The sequence below is a fragment of the Candidatus Lernaella stagnicola genome (assembly GCA_030765525.1).
Lineage (GTDB): Bacteria > Lernaellota > Lernaellaia > Lernaellales > Lernaellaceae > Lernaella > Lernaella stagnicola.
The window spans coordinates 14,416-35,394 of sequence record JAVCCK010000038.1 but is presented as its reverse complement, the minus strand read 5'-3'; the positions used below and the strand labels follow the sequence as shown (position 1 = coordinate 35,394).

18 protein-coding genes are annotated in these 20,979 nt (G+C 60.6%); 5 read left to right on the top strand and 13 right to left on the bottom strand.

What is annotated here, in order from left to right:
* Window positions 1–2 precede the first annotated feature (2 nt).
* The 6 genes from secA to P9L99_17140 all read right to left on the bottom strand — a co-directional run bounded on the left by secA (window position 3) and on the right by P9L99_17140 (window position 6,577).
* Window positions 3–3,209 carry a preprotein translocase subunit SecA gene (gene secA, locus P9L99_17165; GenBank protein ID MDP8225094.1) on the bottom strand — a complete coding sequence of 1,069 codons (3,207 nt, stop codon included), beginning with the start codon at window positions 3,207–3,209 and terminating at the stop codon, window positions 3–5.
* Between the two features lie 47 nt (window positions 3,210–3,256).
* The gene (locus P9L99_17160; GenBank protein MDP8225093.1) at window positions 3,257–3,712 is read right to left on the bottom strand and encodes a dTDP-4-dehydrorhamnose 3,5-epimerase family protein; all 456 of its coding nucleotides are present in this window, start codon (window positions 3,710–3,712) and stop codon (window positions 3,257–3,259) included.
* 1 nt (window position 3,713) lies between these two features.
* Window positions 3,714–4,484: an alpha/beta fold hydrolase gene (locus tag P9L99_17155; GenBank protein MDP8225092.1), complete on the bottom strand. Its 771-nt coding sequence runs from the start codon at window positions 4,482–4,484 to the stop codon at window positions 3,714–3,716.
* Complete coding sequence (locus P9L99_17150; GenBank protein MDP8225091.1) at window positions 4,481–5,032, bottom strand: hypothetical protein; 552 nt, start codon at window positions 5,030–5,032, stop codon at window positions 4,481–4,483. The genes P9L99_17155 and P9L99_17150 overlap by 4 nt, the downstream gene beginning before the upstream one ends.
* Window positions 5,033–5,127: 95 nt before the next feature.
* Window positions 5,128–6,294: a hypothetical protein gene (locus P9L99_17145; GenBank protein MDP8225090.1), complete on the bottom strand. Its 1,167-nt coding sequence runs from the start codon at window positions 6,292–6,294 to the stop codon at window positions 5,128–5,130.
* Window positions 6,295–6,451: 157 nt separating this feature from the next.
* Window positions 6,452–6,577, bottom strand: a complete 126-nt coding sequence (locus tag P9L99_17140; GenBank protein ID MDP8225089.1) for a hypothetical protein — start codon at window positions 6,575–6,577, stop codon at window positions 6,452–6,454.
* Window positions 6,578–6,655: 78 nt separating this feature from the next.
* On the opposite strand from P9L99_17140, the gene P9L99_17135 reads away from it, so the two are divergent.
* The 3 genes from P9L99_17135 (at window position 6,656) to P9L99_17125 (ending at window position 8,706) form a co-directional block, all read left to right on the top strand.
* The gene (locus tag P9L99_17135; GenBank protein MDP8225088.1) at window positions 6,656–7,309 is read left to right on the top strand and encodes a deoxynucleoside kinase; all 654 of its coding nucleotides are present in this window, start codon (window positions 6,656–6,658) and stop codon (window positions 7,307–7,309) included.
* A 112-nt stretch (window positions 7,310–7,421) separates the two neighbouring features.
* Window positions 7,422–8,306, top strand: coding sequence for a pantoate--beta-alanine ligase (gene panC, locus P9L99_17130; GenBank protein MDP8225087.1), 885 nt, complete (start codon window positions 7,422–7,424; stop codon window positions 8,304–8,306).
* Window positions 8,307–8,322: 16 nt separating this feature from the next.
* Window positions 8,323–8,706 (top strand): aspartate 1-decarboxylase, encoded by a 384-nt coding sequence (locus P9L99_17125; protein MDP8225086.1) that lies wholly within the window; start codon window positions 8,323–8,325, stop codon window positions 8,704–8,706.
* A 96-nt stretch (window positions 8,707–8,802) separates the two neighbouring features.
* On the opposite strand, the gene P9L99_17120 is transcribed toward P9L99_17125, so the two are convergent.
* On the bottom strand, window positions 8,803–10,035 hold the full coding sequence (locus P9L99_17120) for an acyltransferase family protein (GenBank protein MDP8225085.1): 1,233 nt from the start codon (window positions 10,033–10,035) through the stop codon (window positions 8,803–8,805).
* 191 nt (window positions 10,036–10,226) lie between these two features.
* On the opposite strand from P9L99_17120, the gene pyrE reads away from it, so the two are divergent.
* Complete coding sequence (pyrE, locus tag P9L99_17115; GenBank protein ID MDP8225084.1) at window positions 10,227–10,796, top strand: orotate phosphoribosyltransferase; 570 nt, start codon at window positions 10,227–10,229, stop codon at window positions 10,794–10,796.
* Between the two features lie 6 nt (window positions 10,797–10,802).
* On the opposite strand, the gene P9L99_17110 is transcribed toward pyrE, so the two are convergent.
* Window positions 10,803–12,182, bottom strand: a complete 1,380-nt coding sequence (locus tag P9L99_17110) for a hypothetical protein (GenBank protein MDP8225083.1) — start codon at window positions 12,180–12,182, stop codon at window positions 10,803–10,805.
* A gap of 188 nt (window positions 12,183–12,370) precedes the next feature.
* On the opposite strand from P9L99_17110, the gene P9L99_17105 reads away from it, so the two are divergent.
* Window positions 12,371–14,761: a hypothetical protein gene (locus tag P9L99_17105; protein ID MDP8225082.1), complete on the top strand. Its 2,391-nt coding sequence runs from the start codon at window positions 12,371–12,373 to the stop codon at window positions 14,759–14,761.
* Window positions 14,762–14,772: 11 nt separating this feature from the next.
* Here P9L99_17105 and P9L99_17100 read toward each other — a convergent pair whose 3' ends face one another.
* From P9L99_17100 to P9L99_17080, 5 genes are all read right to left on the bottom strand, one after another.
* Window positions 14,773–15,918, bottom strand: coding sequence for an endonuclease/exonuclease/phosphatase family protein (locus tag P9L99_17100; protein ID MDP8225081.1), 1,146 nt, complete (start codon window positions 15,916–15,918; stop codon window positions 14,773–14,775).
* 64 nt (window positions 15,919–15,982) lie between these two features.
* Window positions 15,983–16,474 (bottom strand): hypothetical protein, encoded by a 492-nt coding sequence (locus tag P9L99_17095; GenBank protein MDP8225080.1) that lies wholly within the window; start codon window positions 16,472–16,474, stop codon window positions 15,983–15,985.
* Window positions 16,471–17,640 carry a TRC40/GET3/ArsA family transport-energizing ATPase gene (locus tag P9L99_17090; protein MDP8225079.1) on the bottom strand — a complete coding sequence of 390 codons (1,170 nt, stop codon included), beginning with the start codon at window positions 17,638–17,640 and terminating at the stop codon, window positions 16,471–16,473. Before P9L99_17090 ends, P9L99_17095 begins: the two co-directional genes overlap by 4 nt.
* Before the next feature lie 76 nt (window positions 17,641–17,716).
* Window positions 17,717–19,348, bottom strand: a complete 1,632-nt coding sequence (locus P9L99_17085) for a DUF1565 domain-containing protein (protein ID MDP8225078.1) — start codon at window positions 19,346–19,348, stop codon at window positions 17,717–17,719.
* 15 nt (window positions 19,349–19,363) lie between these two features.
* On the bottom strand, window positions 19,364–20,974 hold the full coding sequence (locus tag P9L99_17080) for a right-handed parallel beta-helix repeat-containing protein (protein MDP8225077.1): 1,611 nt from the start codon (window positions 20,972–20,974) through the stop codon (window positions 19,364–19,366).
* Between the last annotated feature and the right edge of the window lie 5 nt (window positions 20,975–20,979).

Below are 20,979 nucleotides of genomic sequence, written 5' to 3'. Positions count from 1 at the left end.
TCCTAACCGCTGGCCTGCCGATCCTTATCCCAGCAGCATTTCTTGTATTTCTTTCCGCTGCCGCAGGGGCAAGGTTCGTTGCGTCCGACTTTTGGACGATCCCGTTTGACCGGTTGTTGTTTCGGCCGATCCGTGGGAGCGTTCGCCACTTGTTGCTGTTGGGCCGTCTCCTCGTAGATGTTGCCGGAAGCCTCTTTGACCGTCTTCGCATCCTCGGATAGATCGTCCATGGTCGGTAAATGGACCCGTCCGGTGCGCATGTCGTAGCCGATGTGAAATAGCAGATTCACCGCGGTCTTCTTCACTTCCCACATGACTTCGTCGAAGGCCTCGTAGCCTTCGCGCTTGTATTCCAGCAGCGGGTCGCGTTGCGCGTAACCCCGGAAACTCACGGCGTCGCGCAGGTTGTCCATGCGCCACAGGTGGCGCATCCAGTGATGATCGATGGCCCACAGATAAAGGCGCTGTTCGGCGACGGCGACCATGCGCTGCTGCTTGTGTTTCTTGGCCGAATCCCAATCCTCGCGCACATATTGGGCCACGGCGTCGTGATTGGCCGCGAGGGCTTCCCTCATCCGCGCTTGAATCTGCTTGACCAACCCTTCCAGGCTCATCGTGACGCGCGCCGCGGGCTCGATCGAAAGGGTAAAGCCGTACTTTTGACTCAATACGGCGTCCAATTCCTCGTAGCGCCACTTGCCCGGCGGTAATCCTTCGGGCGCGTAAATGTCGGCATGAAACAGCGCCACCTGGCCGATGAGGGCGTCGAGGAATTTCTCCTGATCGCCCGCGTTTTGTTCGATGCTTTCGTAACGCTTCTTGTCCAAGTCTTTAATGGCGTTGAGGCGCTCTTCGAGCCGCTGGGGCATCACGATGGCCATTTCCTCGGCAATTATATCAGGATTGATGCTGAACACATCGCTGCCTTCGGGCAACTCGATCTCGACGCCGTAACGCCGTTTGAACACGCGCCTCAGCCCATCGAGATCCCACATGTCCGGGGACTTGCCCATGGCCGAGGTGTAGCCCAGCACCGTGTTGCCCGCCACTTCTTGCGCCATTTCGAGAATCTGCTCATGGACGTCGCGTTCCATCAAGCATTGCTGGCGAATCCGGTAGATCACCGTTCGCTGCTGGTTCATGACGTCGTCGTATTCCAGCAGGCGTTTGCGGATATCGAAGTTGTGCCCCTCGACAGCCTTTTGGGCGCGCTCGATGGCGCGGTCCATCATGCGGTGGCTGACGATGGGCATGTCTTTTTCGATTTGCAGGCGCGATAGGATCGATTCCATGCGGTCGCCGAAGATGCGCAGCAGGTCGTCTTCGAGCGAAAGGTAGAAACACGACGACCCGGGGTCACCCTGGCGCCCGCTGCGGCCTCGCAACTGATTGTCGACGCGCCGTGACTCGTGCCGCTCGGTGCCCACGACGCGCAAGCCGCCGACGGCGAGTACTTTTACGCGCTCCTCGCGGCAGATCGGCGTCCACTTCTCGACCGCCCGTTCGAACGCTTTGGGGTGCTGCTCCCGTTCGATGCCGTCTTCGGTCAGGGTCAGGGCTTCGGGATCGCCGCCGAGTTTCACGTCGGTGCCGCGGCCGGCCATGTTGGTGGCGACGGTGACCGAACGGAAGCGCCCGCCCTGGGCGACGATCAATGCCTCAGCGGCGTGGAACTTTGCGTTAAGCAGATGGTGCGGCACCTTGTAGATTTTCGGGTCGAGATCTAGGCCGTATTCCTCGTTTAGGCGCGTAAAGGTTTGCTCGATGCTCGGCCGGTCCAAGATGTCGCGCACGCGTTTTTTCTTGCGGGCGTTGTTGAGCAGGTCGCTGACCAGTTCGTTCATCTCAACGGAAGTCGTACCGACCAGCACCGGCTGACCGCGCAGGTGCGATTCGAGGATATCGACATACACGCCGGCGAATTTTTCGTCGCCTGAGAGGTAGACTTTATCCGGTTGATCGTCGCGGACCATCGGCACGTTGGTAGGAATGACCACGACATCCAGATCGTAAATTTTCTTGAACTCGGCCGCTTCGGTGTCCGCCGTACCGGTCATGCCCGCCAGGCGCGTGTACATGCGGAAGTAGTTTTGCAGCGAGATGGTCGCATACGTTTGGCTCTCGGCCCGGACGGTGACGTTTTCCTTCGCCTCGATCGCCTGGTGCAAGCCTTCGGACAAACGGCGGCCGGGCATCGTGCGGCCGGTGTGCTCGTCGACGAGAATCACCTCGCGCGCTTTGACGATGTAGTGGCGATCGCGCTGGTACAGGGCGTAGGCGCGCAGCATGTTCTCGACTTTGTGCAGCGTGTCGGCGTGTTCGTCTTCAAAAACATTGGCGATTTGCAGACCCTGCTCGACGGCGGTGACGCCCTCGTCGGTCAAGGTGACGTTGCGGTGCTTTTCATCCACTTCGTAATGGTCTTCGCGCTTGAGACGCCGCACCACGTCGCGCACCGTGAACAGCGCTTGCGGGTCTTCGCGGACCGGCCCGCTGATGATCAGGGGCGTGCGCGCCTCGTCGATCAAAATGGAGTCCACTTCATCGACGATGACGAAACAATGGTCGCGCTGCATGAGTTGGCTGAAGTGGGTTTTCATGTTGTCGCGCAAATAATCGAAGCCGAACTCGTTGTTGGTACCGTAGGTGATGTCGGCGCCGTAGCTGGCTTGTCGCTTGTCGGGGTCGACTGCGTGGATGACCAGACCGACGGACAGCCCCATCATGTTGTAAATCGGCCCCATCCACTCCGCGTCGCGCTTGGCCAGGTAGTCGTTGACGGTGACCAGGTGAGCGCCGGTGCCGGCCATCGCGTGCAACGTCATCGGTAATGTCGCCGCCAGCGTTTTTCCCTCGCCGGTTTTCATTTCGGCGATGTTGCCTTCCCATAACACGATGCCGCCGGTTATCTGCACGTCGAAATGCCGCATGCCGGTCGTGCGAACCCCGGCTTCGCGGACCATGGCGAAAACTTCAGGCAGGTTTTGGAGCTGGGCTTCGAACATGGCTTCGTGGGCTTCTTTTTTGTCGTCGATGCCCTCGCCGGTGGCCTGAATATCAGCGGCGATCTCTTTGGCGCGCGCGGTGATCTGCTCGTCGCTCAGCGCCTGGACTCTCTCCTCCCAGGCGTTCACTTCTTCAAGGGTTTTGTCGAGCCGCTTGAGTTCGCGCTCGTTTTTTGTGCCGAAGACTTTGGTCAGTATGCCCATGTTGTTTTTACAATCCGTTTTTCATCAAGCCGTCGCTCGGCGCCCGGCTAGTAATTGCGGCGCGACCAGTCGTAGGGAATCTGGTCGGTATCCCACGGCAATCGGAACTCGTCCGGCTCGTCGTGGTTGTAAGGCTTGGTCGGCACGTTGAGACACATCGCCTCTTGCTCGCCGACGCATTTGAAGCCGTGGTACACGCCGGCCGGTATTTTCACCACCACCGGGTTGTGCACGCCGAGAAAGAACTCGTTGACTTCCCGGAACGTGGCGCTGTTTTCGCGACTGTCGAACAGCACGACCTTCATCATGCCTGTCAGGACGCAGAAGTGATCGTCCTGATTCTTATGGTAGTGCCAAGCTTTGACGACGCCCGGGAAGGCGGTGGTGATATACACCTGACCGAAAGCCTCGAAAATATCGTCGTCGGCCCGCAGAATTTCCATCAAGCGACCGCGCTCGTCCGGGATGGGTTTGAGCTTCTTTGTTTTTACACCTTCAATCATCTTAGCCCTCCGTCGGCCTGCTTTGGTTGAGCACTTTGATCAACGTTGACACCGCTCGCTCATCCTTGCGCATTTGATGAATGCCGCCGGGTAGAACAATGCGCTCGGCTTTGTCGCCGGCGGCCGCCGCGAGCGCGTCCAGATGCGAAAGGGGCACAACGTCGTCGGCGGTGCCGTGTATCAAGACAATCCGCGAGGCGTGCACGTTCCCGATGGCGTCGCGGGGCACCATGCGAGCAAAACGGGACGCCCAACCGGCGGCGTCATCCGGATAACCGTCGCGGATCATATCCAGATCGCGGTAGAAAGCAAACCACGATTCGGCATCGGTCGCCAGGGGCAAAAAGGAATAATCGGCGGGCGCGGCGAAGGTGATGAGCGGGTCGATGCGCCGGTCGTTTTCGGCGGCGAGAATGCTCGCGGCGCCACCGGCGGAAAAACCGGCCACCGCGTAATTGGGGCGGTGCAGTGGCGTGGTGTCCAGGTGATCCAGCACGGCGACCAGATCCTGGGGCCACAAGTCGATATCCAGATGGCCGCCCGATGGACCGGTGCCCCGAAAATTGAAAATCGCGACGTGAAAGCCGTGCGTGGCCACGCGGCGGGCAAGGCCCGGGTAGCCTTCGTCATCCGCCGCGCCTTCGGCCGACGTGGGGCGACCCGCGGGCAGCCCGTGACACAGCACGACCGTTCCGCGAGGCGCACCGATGGCGGAAAAAACCGCGCCGACGATTTCGACGTCGTCAGGAGCTTGGCAGGAAAAGGGATTCATTCCGTTGCGGAGACTTCCACGTTCCCGTCGCCGATGTGGTTTTTGGCCCGCAGCCAAAAGATCAGTACGAGTAGGGCCACCGACCAATCGGCGATCGGCAGTAGCAGGTTGGCCAGATAGGCATAGCTCCAAAGGTAATAGCCAAGCCCGAACAGGCCGGTAAACACGTTGGCGGCGATGAATATCGGCACATAGGGCGCGGCGGTTTCCGGTTTGAAATACGCCAGGAGGCAAACGAAGGCGCCCAGGAGGATGAAGCCGACCGCCGGTGCTAAGAACAGGCCGTGATCGGGAAAAAAGGGCATCATCAACGCCTCGTCCGCTTTCGGTACGCCGACGAACACGAAGTGCCAGATTTCATCCGCCGGAATCCGCCAGATATTCGGTGCTTGCATCTTGGCCGAAAACACGCGGGCGATCACGTTGACCACGCGCAGCAATATGCCGGGCCAAAGGGCGATCCACGCCCCGAGCAACAAGTGGTATACGCCTAGCACACCCAATACCTTGCGGTATTGGTTCACTTCTTTCGGATATTGAGTAGCCATGTTTCTCTCCTACGTATGGGCACGGGAGGGCAATTCATCTTGACACAGGCCACCGCGCCGGGCAAACCGCCGCGCGGCATTTTGCGGGTGCGGCATCAGTTGAGTTTCTTGCCGTAGATGCGCGAGACGAAGCGGACGCGGGCCGCGGCGACTTCCGAGGTTTCCTCGAAGCGTAGTACCACAGCAGCATCGATATACTCGTTGGGCGCCAGCGGCGGGTCGAGTTCGATGTTGTAAGCATAGCTACGGCCGATGCGGCCCGGGCTGGCCCGGCCGGCGGCGTCGGTGGAGTCGACCTTAACTTTGAACGAGGCGATCGGTCGGGAGCCCGCGTTGAGAACGGTGAAACCCACCGCGACATCATGGCCGTCGGCGGGAGCGATCTTCGGATCGAAGGCGACCAGCGAACCCTTAACGGAACGCAGGCGCCGCTGGTGTTGGGCGAGGGTCTTCTGCACCGCGGTCATGCGCGGGTCGTCATCGGCAACGCCGCCTGTGTGCAGGATATGGAGCAGTTGGTCGGTGGCCAAGTGCGCCGCAAGCCAATCACGGTTGGCGACGGCGACATCGATTTGAGCCTGCTGCTTGCCGATCGCGGCCGCGAGGGTTTCTTGTTGGCGCAGCGCGGCGCGTAGCTCGTGAATCAACCGGCGCCCGCGCTTGCCGCACTTGCTTCGGGGTCGCGTGCAATCTTCGACGAGCCCCAGTATGTCCATCGTGGCTTGCAGGTCCCGCTTGCCGTCGAGATTCTCTTGGGCCCAATCCAGAACGTCCTGCATGGCGGTCTTGTCGCCGGCGTTAATAAGTTCGCGCTTGGCATCGTAGAAACGCTCGAATTGGCGAACGTTTCGCGTCGGCTTGTGTTCGGAGCGATCGAGTATGTAGTTATTGCCGGGCACCACGAAAACGCCGCGAATCGTGACTTGTGTACCTTCGTCAAGCGGTTTTAGCCGCACCATGATCACTTCTTTGAGCTTGTTTTGATAGAAGGGAACGAGGGAAATCAACGGTCCGATCATGTCGCCCCGACTGACAATTCGCGCCGTGGGCACGTAATCGAATTCCGAAAAAAGCTGCTGTACGCTGCGGTACACGGTCGTCGCATCCTCGGCGACGGTGAACGTCGTGTTGCGCTCCGGCCGGTAGGTGAAGTCCATGGCCGCTTCGGCGGCCTTTTCCGAAAGGGAAATCGGTTCCCCCGCAGCGGCGGGCAGCGCGACGACAATCAGCAGAAAAACGGCAATGCCGGTTAGAAAGCGCATGTAATTGTGTACCCTGTCCCCGGTTGGGCGTAAGTTGTTTCGTGAGCATCGTTCGTAAATGCCGACGCTATTATTTTCACACCACCCTTCGACCGTCAAACCCTCACAAAAGGGCCGGCGTATTCGGCCCGTGCCCGTTACCTACTCGTGTTGTCGCTTAGGGAACGATAATAGTGACCATTTTGAAGTACGGCAGGAACATCACGATCGCGATGAAACCGACGACCACGCCGAGGCCGACGATCAAAATGGGCTCGATAAGCGTGCCGAAAAAAACGGCCATTTCGCTCGTGCAAGGAGTGCTTGTCGGCCCTGGGGTGCTCTGGTATAGTTCGTTGCCTTTTTTCACAAGGAAGGGGTCATGGGGGAGGTTCTGGACAAGCTGCGGCATATCGTCGTCGAGGGACCTATCGGCGTGGGCAAGACGAGTCTCGTCAAGCTCCTGGCCGAACGGTTTCAAGCGCGGTCCATCTTCGAACAGGCCGACGAAAACCCCTTTCTCTCCAGGTTCTATCGCGACCGGCGAGGCTACGCCTTCCAGACCCAATTATTCTTTCTTATCCAGCGTTTTCACCAGCAACGGGCGCTCATTCAACAGGACCTTTTCAAGCGGAGCACCGTGTGCGATTACATGTTTGCCAAAGACAAGATTTTCGCTTATCTTAACCTGGACGGAGATGAACTGCGTCTCTATGAGCAGATTTACGATCTTTTAGCGCCTGAAACCGTGCGACCCGACTTGGTGATCTACTTGGTTGCCGAACCTCGGGTTCTGTTGGAGCGAATCCGGCACCGCAGTATCGACTATGAAAGGCCGATTACAGCGGATTATCTGTCGGAGCTAAACGCCGCGTACAGCCGTTTCTTTTTCGCGTACGACGACGGTCCGCTCCTTGTGGTCAATACCAACGATATCGATTTCGTCAACAATCCCGACGATTTCGAGGCGTTGGTGGAACACATCCAGACGCACAGGAAGGGCACGAAGCAATTTATCCCGCTTGGATCCGGATAGACCGGACTGAGACGGAGAGGCAGCACAAATCAAGGCCGCACACCTGTGGCCGCGCGTTTGCACACTGACCTCTTTCGCTCGCCAAGCGGAACGCGAAAGGGGTTTGTCGTTAATGCTCGCGCAAGAAATCAAGCTGGCGAAAGTCATCACCACCGTGGCGGACATGCAGGAATGGGCCTACTTCCGCCGCGCCGAGCACCGCACCATCGGCTTCGTCCCCACCATGGGCTACCTGCACGACGGACACCTGTCCCTGGTGCGCATCGCCCGGGAACGCGCCGACGACGTTGTCGTCAGCATCTTCGTCAATCCCACGCAGTTCGGGGCAGGCGAAGACCTCACCGCCTACCCGCGTGATTTCGAACGCGATAAGCGCATGTGCGAGTCCCAGGGCGCCGACGTCATCTTCTTCCCCGACGTGGAGGAGATATACCCACCCGGTTACCAAACGCAGATTACCGTGCCGCAGGTGGCGGGTCCGCTGTGCGGCGTAAGCCGACCGGTGCATTTCGGCGGCGTGGCGACGGTCTGTTGCAAGCTGTTCAACTCTGTGCGGCCGAATTTCGCGGTCTTCGGCGAAAAAGACTACCAGCAGATTCTCGTCGTCGAGCGCATGGTTCGCGACCTGCACATGGACGTCGAGATCGTGCCCGGACCCACCCTGCGTGATCCCGACGGCCTGGCGATGAGCAGCCGCAACGTCTACATGACGCCCGAAGAACGACACCAGGCGCCGATTATCCAACAAACGCTGCAGCGCGCGAAGATTTTGGTCGATAGCGGTGAACGCAGCCGCGACGGCATCCTGGCCGCGGTGCGCGAAATGATTTCCACCGCTCCGGCCGGGCGCATCGATTACATCGAATTGCGCCGCCTGCCGAACTTGGAAGAAGCCGAGGAATCTCCAGCGGGACGCCACCTATTGGCGGTGGCCGTGTATTTCGGAAAGTCCCGTCTGATCGATAACCAGATTTTAGAATTCGTGAAACCGAATTAGGTCCAGGAGGCGCACCATGCGACGCACCATGCTCAAATCCAAGATCCACCGGGCCACCGTGACGCAGGCCGATCTGCACTACGAAGGCTCGGTGACGATCGACGACATCCTGTTGCGGGCCGCGGACATTCTGCCCAACGAGCAGGTATCGGTTTGGAACATCACCAACGGCAACCGTTTCGACACCTACGCCCTGCGCGGCGAAGTCGGCAGCGGCGTGATCTGCGTCAACGGCGCGGCGGCCCGCCTTGTGTCGCCCGGCGACTTGGTCATTATCGCCAGCTATGTCGGCATGGATGATGCCGAAGCCAAGCAGTGGGAGCCGCACTTGGTCTTTGTCGACGAACGAAACCGCATGAAGGCCGAGGCCGACCCGGCCAATCTGCATTCGGTTCAATAGCACTCGGCCCGCGTCCGTCTTCCGCCGGCGCAAGGCATGGATTCGTCGGCGATCCCACGTCCGAACGCTACGAGCTAATCGTCAGGGTTAATCTCACTACTTAGAGGCTGCTGCCTCGCCGGCCGGCGCCGCCTTCGGCTTCGCTTTCTTGCGCCCCAGAATAAACGGCATCCAGCGATTGACCGCGTAAGCGACGGGCACCAGCAGTATCATCGCGCCGAGGCCGAAATACATCGCCCAAGGCGTGGAAGGTAGCTTTTCTTTAGGCAGAATGCCCAAGGCGAAGCGGTTGAAGGTCATGAACAGGCCCATGGTCATCACCTGCGCGCCGACGTACACCACGGCGTTGTTCCCGATGAAGTCGAACATGCGCGGAATGGCGTCCAGCGCGCGTCGCCACCACCGGCGTATCGCCGAGAGCGAGGGTGCGGCGTCGGCGGGCGTTTTGAGTTTGACGAGCATCTGCGCCGTGAGCATGAAGGCGATAACACTCGCGATCGCGCCGAGGTGATACAGGAAGTACTTGCCGAGTTGGTTGAACGACGGATGACTGCCGAAGTTCAGATGGATGACCACGATGCTCACCGCCAACGCCAACACGGTTACGAGGGCCTTGACGGCAACGGGCATCGGCCAGCCTTCGCCGTAGCGTTTCCGGAACAAGTACCCCAATCCGTAGTAAAAGACGACGGAAAATGCCGTGTCGATATTCCACGGCAGGCGCAGCCCGGCGCGGCCCATCAGGTAACCGAAAACGGAGAAGACGATCAGCCATATCAGCAAGGAGCGGTCGGAACCGCTGTTTTTCTGCAGCCAATAAAAGATGCCGTCGATGACGAACAAACCGGGGAAAAACCAGAGCGGAATGTTGTACCACATGAGTGAGGAACTGCCGTACAGCATCGGCAGAACAAAGGCCGCAAGTACGATACCGATCCCCGGCTTGGCCTGTCCGGCGATCCCCCGCGCCCCCTCCAGCGTGATGGCTTGGTCGACGTTCGGCAGCATCTCGGGCCCCAGGGCGCTGCCCAGCGCCTTGAACCCGCCGACGTACACGATCCAGAAGATGAAGCTGAACAACGTGAACCACAAGTAGGGAATCAACAGCACCCGCGCCCGCTTTTTGAAATATGCACCGGCCGTCGGGTACCGGTCGCCGCTGAACAAGAAGCCCGAAGCGAAAATGAAGATGGCCAACATCACTGCCTGCAGGTAGTTGGTCAATTCCAACCCAGGCTTCTGGTGCCCGCAAATCACCAACACGATGGCGAACCCGCGCAGCGTGTCCATCCAAGCGTAATAGGTCTTCGGCGGTGTTGTCCGGCTCATACTTCATTTCGTTGTTTGCGGCATGTGCCGCGTTCATTGTGCCGACTTCGCATTTGTATAGCAGGGTGGGGCGCGAAACACAATTTCGCGCCGCGGTACGCGGTTTTCGGCGCGACGACCCGCCGGGTCTTGCCGCCTCGGAGTCAAACGACTAAATTGCCCCCACAACGAGGCACGGGAGGTCACGGTTTATGGATAAAAAGCAACGGCTGACCCGCATTCTGCACGAACGCAGCTTCCGCACCGGTCGTTTCGTGCTTACCAGTGGCAAAGAAAGCCATTATTACATCGACGTACGCGCCACCTCGACCCACGGCGAAGGCGCGGCGATCATCGGCGATTTGCTGTTGGACCTCGTGACCGAAATGGGTGGCGTCGACGCCATCGCCGGCATGGAACTGGGCGCCGTGCCCGTGGCCATGGGCGCGGTCGCGCGCGCTGCCGACCGCGGCATGAATCTCGACGCCCTGCTGGTGCGCAAAGGGGCCAAGGGTCACGGCGCGGGCAAGCGCGTGGAGGGCGTCATTCGCCCCGGCATGCGCGTGCTGGTGGTCGATGACGTGGCCACGACCGGCGGTTCCACGATCAAGACGATCGAGGCCGTCCTCGCCGAAGTGCCCGACGCGCAGATCGTCGGCGTTGTGGCGATCGTCGATCGGCAGGAAGGTGGGACGGAAAACCTCGCCGAAGCCGGTTACACGTTGCGGTCTTTGGTGAAGGTCGAGGAGTTGTTTGCGCTGGGCGAGCACCCGGTCGACTGACCCGGCTTATTCGAACACGACTGTAGACACACCTTCGGACAGCGCTTTCCAATTCGGCACGGCCAAGCGGCGGCCGTCGAACTCAAATACAACCGAGCGTCTTGTCTGCGTGCCGACGTGCAAATCGTAGAGCTTGATGTAATTGCGGCTGGGCAGTAGCGAGAGAACCGTGTGGTCGCTCAGGCCGTTCGCGTTCAGATCGTCGAACATCACGTACAAGGTCGTGAAATCCGCGTCGGCCACCTCCGGCGTCGCCAGGTCGATGCCGTCCACCGCGAACGTGTCGCGCCCGGTGATCACGGACCGATTGATGCTCGTCCAGGAGATTTTCGCCAGCGAGTCGTCGGTGGGCAGCAGGCTGAACAGCACACCGAACCAACTGTCTTTCGGCGGGTACACGCGGAAGTACACGTTGTTGTTCGAGCGCACGAAGGGCTCGCGGTACGTATGGGCAGGGGGCCACTCGCCCAGCGGATCGAGACAGACGAACTCGTAATACGCGCCGGGTTCGGCGAGGAAGTCGCCCCAGGAACCGTCCGCGTCGGAGGTAAGAACCGCGTCGGGCGCGGCGGACAACCGCTCGCCTGTGGCCGCGTCGACTTCGAAGATGCGAATTTCCGTGCCCGCTATCGGTTCGTTAAACATGTACATCACCGTGCGGCCGGAAAGCAGGATCGGTTCTTCGGGCACAACCTCGGTCGTCGCCGGCTGCCGCCCGTCGTTGAAAAAGGTAAACAGTTCGGCAAACGTTTCGGCCGAAGTGACCGTCTGCAAATGATCGACGCCGCTGAGCACTAGGTTGTCGGCCCCTTCGGGCTCGCAGACGCCGACGATCCGGTCGTCCACCGACGACAAATTGAGTGACGGCACCGTCGGCGGGATCGCCAGGCACGGCACCGCGGCGACCTGGGCGTAGTGGGCGATTCGCGACGCGCCGGCCGGATCGGACAAGCAGCCGACCACAACGCCGGCTCCCAGGGAATGACTGATTACGTCAACCTGAGTTGCGCCCGTGGCGGCCGACACCGCGGCCACGTAGCGCGCGAAACGGGGCGATTCGTTCCAATAACCCGAGAACGCGTTCCAGTCGTAGGTGAACAGGCGGTCGCGGCAATACCCGTTGGAGGTAAAACGCATCGACTGCGTCGAAAAGGAATCGCCGTTTTCCATGATGCCGTAGACGAAGATGACCGGCCGCAAACTCGCGTCGCATGCCGTTTCGTCGTCGTTGTCGTCATTGTCGTCGTCATCATCGCCCGCCACGCCGAAACCCCCGACCTCCGTGCCGGGCGGGGGCGGGTCATAGTCGCCCCTGTCGCAGCACACGCCGAACAAGGCGAACGCGAGTAGCAGAGCGAAAATCGATCGGCGCAGCGAATCTTTCATTAAGGCGTATCCCGTGCACGGTGAGAATTTCCTACTGCTCTTGAAGCATACACGGAGTTGAACGACAAGCCCGGCGCCTTCCCGCACCATGCAGGGGCGAAGGATTTCCGCTCAGTTGCTGTTGAAGACCATAACTGATAATAATCGACGTCTTATTTCTCTTTTGAGAAAGAAAACAAGGAATCGGCATGAACGAAAACCCGCCGCGCTCCGGCGTTTCATTTTATTTCGGCTTGGCGGTGGTAACGGCCGCCACGCTGGCGTTGGAAATCATCCAGACACGCCTGCTCTCGGTCGTGACGTGGTACCACCTCGCCTTTTTCGTCATCAGCATGGCCATGTTCGGCATGACGGCCGGGGCGCTGCGCGTTTACCTGGCGCCGGAAAAATTCAGCCCCGATAATGCGCCGCGCGCCCTGTCGCGGGCCTCCCTGATCGCCGCGGTGGCGATGGTGCTCTCCTATCTCGACCAAATCACGCTCGCGCCCGACGCCATTGCCTCGCCGACGACGGTGATCGTGTTCGCGCGCCTGGCGCTGACGCTTTCCATCCCCTTTTACTTTTCCGGCATCGCCGTGACCTTGGCGCTGACCCGCACCCACTACCGCATCGGTTTGGTATACGGGGCCGATCTGGTCGGCGCCGCGGCGGGCGTATTGTTGGTGCTGCCCATGTTTCGGCTGCTGGACGGGGGCGGTGCGGTGTTTGCCTCGGCCGCTCTCATGGCCGTGGGCGCGTGGCTGTTTGCCCGGTGGGGCGGCGAGCGGAAACTCGCTCGTTGGGCCGGAAGGGCCGCGGCGGTCATGGTCATACTCGCCATCGCCAACGCGGCGACCATCCACAGCTTCGACCCGATTCTCGTCAAAGGCGTTACGGAAAAACGGCGGCGCGTCGCCTACGAAAAGTGGAACAGCTTCTCGCGCGTGGTCGCGTACAAACCGCGCACCAAGCCCTTAACGGGCGTGCTGTGGGAAGCCGGCAAGAACACGCCGAAAGACGCGTCGATGGAAGTGATGGACATGAACATCGACGGCCTGGCGGGCACCATGCTGCCCAAAGCCAACGCCGAAACCGCCCGGGGGTTTCTGTATGACGCCACGAGCCTTGCCTATTCCGTACGGCAGGGAAAAGTCGCGGTAATCGGGGTCGGCGGCGGCAAGGATATATGGACCGCGTTGGCCGCGGGCGCCGACGACGTGCTGGGCGTGGAGATCAACCCTTCCTTCGTGCATATTTTGCTCGACGTGTTTCCCGATTTCGCCAACCTCGCCGGTAATCCGAAAGTGCGTTTGGTGGTCGACGAAGCGCGCAGCTATTTCACCCGTAGCGAGGAAAAGTTCGACGTCATTCAAATGAGCCTGATCGACACTTGGGCCGCGACGGGCGCCGGGGCTTTTTCGCTTAGCGAGAATTCGCTGTACACGGTGGAGGGGTGGCGCGTCTTCCTGCGGCGGCTCAACAAGGGGGGCGTTTTTACCGTCAGTCGCTGGTACGGCAAGGGTAAATTCGACGAAACGGCCCGCCTCATCAGCTTGGCGGCGGGCGCGTTGTTCAACCAAGGCGTCACGAATCCCGCCGATCACATTTTGCTGGCCGGCGGCGAGAAGGTGGCGACGATTCTGGTCAGCAACGAAGCTTTTTCGGCGGCCGATGTTGCGGCGCTGCGCCAACGCGTGGAGGAGATGGGCTTTCACATGATTCTTGCGCCGGGCGAGCCGACCCAGGAGGCGATCATCGGCCGCATCATCGGGGCGCGGAACTACGAAGAGCTGGTCGACATCACCTCCGCGTATCCGCTGGATCTGACCCCGCCGACCGACGACCGCCCTTTCTTCTTCAATCTGTTGCGCCTGACGCGGCCGTGGAAAATTATGGAATACTGGGGCCGTCCTTCCGGCGTGGTGACCGGCAATTTGCTCGCGACGCTCACGCTGCTGTCGATCTTGCTCGTCTCGTTCGTGTTCGCCGGCGCGATTCTCTTGATCCCTCTCAAATATGCACCCGCCGGCGTGAGTAGGCCGCGGACAGTGGAGTTGGCCTATTTCGCGCTCATCGGCCTCGGTTTCATGTTCGCGGAGATCGCTTTCCTGCAACGTCTGTCGGTGTATCTCGGCCACCCCGTGTACGCGCTGGCGGTCGTGCTGTTTTCCTTGATCTTGTTTACCGGCCTGGGCAGCCTGCTCAGCGAAAAAATCCCGCTGAACACCTCGCCGCGCATGATTGCCTACGCGTTGTCGTTGGCGGGTTACTTGGCCCTCGTCGCCTTTTTCCTGCCGGAGATCACCGGCGCGACCGCCGCCGCCAAGCTCGCGGGCCGGGTCGGCGTGTCGTTGCTGCTACTGGCGCCCGCCGGTCTGGCGATGGGCCAGGCCTTCCCCTCGGGCATGCGTCTGGCGCGGCGTGACGCCACCGATCCCACCCCATGGTTGTGGGGCGTCAACGGTGCGGCGGGCGTGTTCGCCTCGGTGCTGGCGGTGATTCTGAGCATTGCCTTCGGCATCACGACGACAATGTTCGTCGGCGCTTTTTGCTACGCGTCGCTGGCTTTGTTGGCGCCGAAGTTGGTCGGCAAGTCGTAAGGAACGACGTCTTACAGCGGGAAGTCGGCGTAAATTCCGTGGTGATCGGAAAGGCCGTTGAGCGGCGCTTCGTATAAAACGCGCCCGCCGGCAGCGTCGAGTCCGCGGCTGAATATCCAATCCAAACGCATGTCGGGAATGGGCGGGTCGTTGCCCACGGTCCAGTTCTCGTTATGGGGCAGGTGGTCGAGCGCGTCGGCGTGACCCGCCTCGAGGATCAGCTCGATCGACGGCTCCCAGCGCAGCACCCACGATATGCCGGTGTTCAGATCGCCGCCCCAGATCGTCGGCGCGGCCGATTCGTCCAGCAAGTCGAGCGTTTCCTGGGCTTGCGTGTTGTGCGCTTCGAAATAGAACAGCACGCCGCTGGTGTAATGCACCGAGGCGAACTGGTAGACGTCCTCGCCGATCAAGATGTCGGCCACCAGCGACATGCGGCCGCCGAGCCGCAGTTGCCCCGGGTCGAGATACCACCGCTCGAAATCCGTGTGGCGCAATTGCCGTACCGACAAAATGGGAAAGCGCGATAGGATCGCCTGGCCGTGCTCGCCGCGGTCCTGGTTGAGCTCGATGAACTCGACCCCGTAGGCGTAATCCATCTCCAGCGCCTCGGCCATATCGCGGGCCACGTTGCGGAAATCGGTGCGCGTGCAGTGGCGATCGACCTCCTGAAAGAGCAGCACGTCGGCCTCGAGAAGATCGGGATGCGATTGGAACTGCGCGATCATTTCGTCGGCCTGCAGACCCCTCAGAATATTCCAGTCGACCACCCGCAGCGTCGCCGGCGCGGGCAAGCCGGTGGGCGCAAAGGAATCGGTTTCAATCAGGCAGTGGATGTTGACGGGGTCCTCGAGGTCGTCCGGATTCAGGTCCCATTCGAGACAAAGCGGCGCGTCGGGGTCGTCGGTGGTCGTGTCGTCGTTGTCGTCATTATCATCGTCGTCATCGTCGTCGTCGTTATCGTCATCGTCATCATTATCGTCGTCGTCGCCTGTGTCGTCGTCATCGATTGTGTCGTCGTCGTCGCCGCCCGTGTCGTCATCGGTGTCGTGATCGGCGTCATCGGTGTCGTCATTAGTGTCGCCGTCGCACGCGGCAGCGGCGATAAACAGCAGGGACGCCGCAAGCAACATCAGTATCCAAGTCCAACGCCGCATGGGGGCCTCCGTGAAAGTTGCTCCGTCGAATGTGACCTTGATTGTCGTGACGAGCGAAAAAACGTTACTCGATTTCGACCTTGGTGATGCGCGGCTTGGCTTCCTTCGGGCCGTGCTCAAGTTCGTGCTCCAGATAACGCTTGAGCGAGACCAGCGCTTCGACTTTGAGCACGTCGCGCTCATCTTCGGCGAAGCGGCCGGTCCGTTCGGCTTCTTTGTCGATCAACGAGATCAACTCCTGCAACGCCTCCTGCCGCGCCTTGAGAATTTCCTCGGGGGGCGGGCCGGGCAGGTAGCTGATCAGGTAGTCGATCATCGCCGCCGACGTCTCGAACAGGTACACCGGCACACCGGCAATGGAATCCGGCGCCTGGCCGGAAATATCGGCGAGAATTTTGATGATCTCCCGCACGGCAATGAGAATTTCACGCTGGCCGACCAGAAAATGCCCCTTGGCGTCTTCCAAGCGGTTGAGCAGTTCGTGCAGACGAATCGATGCCTTTTGCTGCTCCTGGTCGTCTCGTCCGCTGCGGTCGTCGGTTGGGATGTCGCTCACGCCGAATCCTTTGCGAAAATGATCGTGAAAATGTCGCCGTTCAGGCGCGCCTTGGCCACCACATGTTCGTCGAGTTGCCGCGGCAGGAGAATGTGCCGTTTGAAGCCCGCCGCGCCGAGAATCAATTCGCCGTCTTTCACCAACAGCGACACGTCTTTTTTCGTCACGCCCGGCAGGTAGAGGCGCATTTCGTAATAGTCCTGCTTGGCTTCCAACTCGAAGGGCTTGTGCTGGTACATGATCTCCGCCGGATCGCGGTCGCCGAAAACCTCGTCGGCCAATACGCCGACTGCCGGCAGGCCGGTCATCTCGCGCGGGAAGAGCTTGCACTGCAAGCGCGGCAGCGGATGGAACGATGCGTCGATGGTCTGCATGTGGTGTTTCTGGATGCCGACCCATTCGGCCAGGTAGCCGTCAACGTCCGCCGGCAGCACACGATTGACGATCACCGCGTCGAGCGGGTAGCCGTACAGGCCCAGGCAGGTGTGGGCCCGGCGGCTTTCGGCAATGACCATGCGTTCCGGGTTCACGACCAGACGCACGCTGGCGCGCGTGGGATCGGTCAACATCGTTTTGATGGCCATCATCTTTGCGTACAGATCCTCGACTTGGCCGAACACGTCGTCGCCGGGCAGGGGCGCTTGAATGATCCTCTCGGCCACGGGCCGGATGGCGCGCACGAGCCTGCGTTCGATGTCGAAGAAGCGATTCATGTACCAATCGAAGACGTCGGTGAAACCGAGCAACTGCAGCGTAGCGCCGGTCGGGGCGCAATCGATGACGGCCACGTCGTATTCGCCGCTTTCCTCCATCTCCAGTAGGCGCAGCAGCGAAAACAAATCTTCCATGCCCGGCACGACCGAAAGCTCGTCGGCCAGGACTTCGCCGTAGCCGCGGCTGGACAGGAAGTGCTTGATGTAGGCTTGGATCGTGCCCCAGTTTTTCGCCAACTCGTGGTGCACTTCCACTTCGCAGGCGTAGAGGTTTTCGCGGATCTCCGTCGGCTCGGGACCGATTTCGCGGTCGAACAAATCGGCCAGGCTGTGAGCCGCGTCGGTGGAAATCACAATCGTGCGCTTGCCGCGCAGGGCGCACCCGTAGGCGGTCGCCGCACTAATCGTCGTTTTGCCGACGCCGCCTTTGCCCGTGTACAAAATTACGCGCACACACTCTCCTTACGGAAATGGGTGAACGTACGATTGCACTGTCCCGCGGGAAGGTCAAGATACGCCGGGACGGCGCTTAGTCGGTGTACTCGTCGGCGCCGACATCGAAACCGGACCCCTGCGGGCGGCTGTCGCCGTCGATGTCAGAAAAGATCGACGGCCCCGTAAACCAGCCGTTTGGATCCGCGCCCGCATCGATGCAGGGGCTGCCCGCCTTCAGGTGCAGGTCGTTCGGGGCGACAAACAACGGGTCCGCCGTGAAGTTGCCCGCGGCTTCCCCGCAGCCGGGCCAATCGCAGGCGTTGACGGCGCCGACGCTGAGAATCGGCCCGTATTCGGCGAGGTAACCCGGCATACACAGCAAATTCAAGCACGCAAAATCGTTGTTGATCAGCACGTACTCCTCTTCGTCTTGAAACGAGCCGAACAGCACCTGTATCGTCCCGGCGGCGGAGTAAAGAATGTTGTTGATCAACGTGGCGCCGGCCTCGAATTCAACCGCGTAACCTACGGTCGCGTCTCCGGTGAAAATCGTGTTGCCGATCAACACGAGTTCGTCCATGTTAAAGTGAGAATGCACGCCGGCGGCGATCGAAAAGCCGAGTGATCCCGGCTCCGCGCGACCCGGCAGCAGCAGGTTGTTGGTCAGCACGATGTCGCCGGTGTAGAGATCCACCGCGTCGCTGAATGCGATGTAGCCGCCCGAAGCGAGGCCCGAGCTCACGACATTACCGTCGATCAACGCTTCGATAGCGAGTCCGTTCACAAAAATGCCGGCCGAAAAGCCGAGATTGCTGCCGCTGGCGGCGACCTCTCCGGACATGACGGTGTTGTGGCGGACCTCCACGACCTCAGACGGATATTCCAACGCGATGCCGGTGGAAAGGGAGATGCTGCCTAACGCGTCGCCCCCGACGATTTCGTTATCGAGGATCCACACGGTGCCGGGTGCTTTCACGTACACGCCGTGTGCACGCAATTCATATCCTCCGACGGCCTCGCCGAAAATCCGGCAGTTCGATAACGTGGTCCCTCCGCCCGTGATATACACGCCGCTGACAAAATCTCCAGACGCTACGCCATCGCCGGCCACCGTGAAGCCGTCAAAGGTCATCGTCGGACCGGCGCCGCCGACTAGCTGCACCAGGTCGGCATTGTCGCTCAGAATTTCCGAGACGAACACATCGGGCCTGCGCCGCCAGTCGGATTCGCGAAACCCGCCGTACACGGAGGTCGTGACCGCGAGGGCCTCTTCGTATTGGCCTTCAGCGACGTAGACCGAGTCGGCCGCGGGTTCGGCGGCGGCGATCCCGGCGGCGATCGTGCGTTTGGGCAGCAGTTGGGTGCCGGGGTTGGCGTCGTCGCCGTTTACCGAGACGAATATGCCTTCCAGCGGCGGTGTGGTGTCATCATCGTCGTTGTCATCATCGTCGTTGTCATCATCGTCGTTGTTATCATCATCGTCGTTGTCATCATCGTCGTCGTCATCATCATCGTCGTCACCCGGTGTGGTGTCGTTATCGTCATCGCCGGGTGTGGTGTCGTTATCGTCGTCGTCATCATTGTCGTCATCATCGTCGGCCGTGTCGTCATCATCGGCATCGTTGTTATCGTTGTCGTTGTCATCATCGTCGTCGTCGTCGCCACATGCCGCGACGAACGAAAGCAGTAGCGCCAACAGAAGCACCAACAAGGCTGCGTTTTTCATTTCGAAAGCCCTCCGTTAACGTCTTGTATCAGAAAATTCGTCGGCGCCGATATCCCAGTTCGGTCCGGCGGGCCGAGCGTCTCCATCCAAATCCAGATTGATCAACGGGTCGCTGAGCCACGGGGCCGGATCCACGCCTGTCTCCCGCGCCGGGCTGCCGGGCTTGAGGTGCGGGTCGTCGGCCGCGACAAGCAGCGGGTCGCCGTCGATGTTACCCCCGGCCTCTGTGCAGGCACCCCACGTGCAACCGTTGATCAGGTCGAGGCGATTGATGAAATCTTCGACATCAACCAGCACCTTCGTGCAGCCGAATGCGGCGCAATCCAGCAAATTGTTATAGAGGACGTATCCGTGCGTGGCGGTGGTCGTGGTGGCCACCAGATAGGTCGGCCGGATGGCGAGATCCGACCAGACGAGGTTGTCGATGATCACGCCGCCTGCGTCGAGTTGAATGCCCGCGCTGACCGGGGCGTCCCCCATGGCGATCGTATTGCTGATTATGAGCGGCGAGCTCGAATACTCGTGCGAGTGTACGCCCGCGGCGATGCCGAAGCCGTTGACTCCCGCGATCACAGCGCCGGGGTAAAGGGCGTTGGCGATCAGCGCCACTTCGCCGTACTCGATTTCGACGGCATCGGAAAAACCGACGAATACCGTGCTGGCTTCGCCGCCGTAGATCCAATTGCGGGCTAATGTCACCGAACCATTGGCGTTGACGTATACGCCTGCCGAAGTACCGAGGTATTCGGTGTTGACCGGGCCGCCGATCAACGTGTTGTCCGTGGCGATCACGTCCGACGCGTCGCCAAGGACAGCCAATCCGGCGGAAAAAATTTCGTAGCCGTATACCGAGCCGCCGGTGAGGTGGCAGCCTTCGATGCGCACCGCGCCCCCGCCGTTAACCTGAACTGCGGCGCCGTAGTGCGTGCCGTAATAATCGGCGGGCGGGCCGACAACCGTGTTGCGCGCAAACGTGACGTCACCGCCCTCGATGCGCACGCCGAAACCGTACTGATCGGGCGTGACTTCGCCGGGTTGGACGGTGAAGCCCTCCAACAACATCGCGTCTTTGGTCGACGCGTCGATGATCATCAATGTGTTGGCGTCGCTTTGCACGATCGTCGGGTAGGCGTCGATGTCGCGCAGCCAGTCGCCGTCGTGGTATCCGCCGAGGATGGATTGCGAAACGGTCAACGTTTCCTCGTAGGTTCCCTCCGCCACATGCACCGGTCCGCCGTGGATCCAAGCGGCGTCAAGGCCCGCGGCGATGGTCAGCAAGGGTTCGTCGTAGGTTCCGGGGTTGGCGTCGTCGCCGCTTTTGGCGACGAACACGCCCTCGGTGGGCGGGGTGGAGTCGTCGTCATCATCGTCGTCGTCATCATCGTCGTCGTCATCGTCGTCACCGGGTGTGGTGTCGTTATCGTCGTCGTCATCGTCGTCGCCGGGTGTGGTGTCGTTATTGTCGTCGTCATCATTGTCGTCGTCATCGTCGGCCGTGTCGTCATCATCGGCATCGTTGTTATCGTTGTCGTTGTCGTTGTCATCATCGTCGTCGTCGTCGCCACATGCCGCGACGAACAAAAGCAGTAGCGCCAACAGGAGCACCAACAAGGCTGCGTTTTTCATTTCGA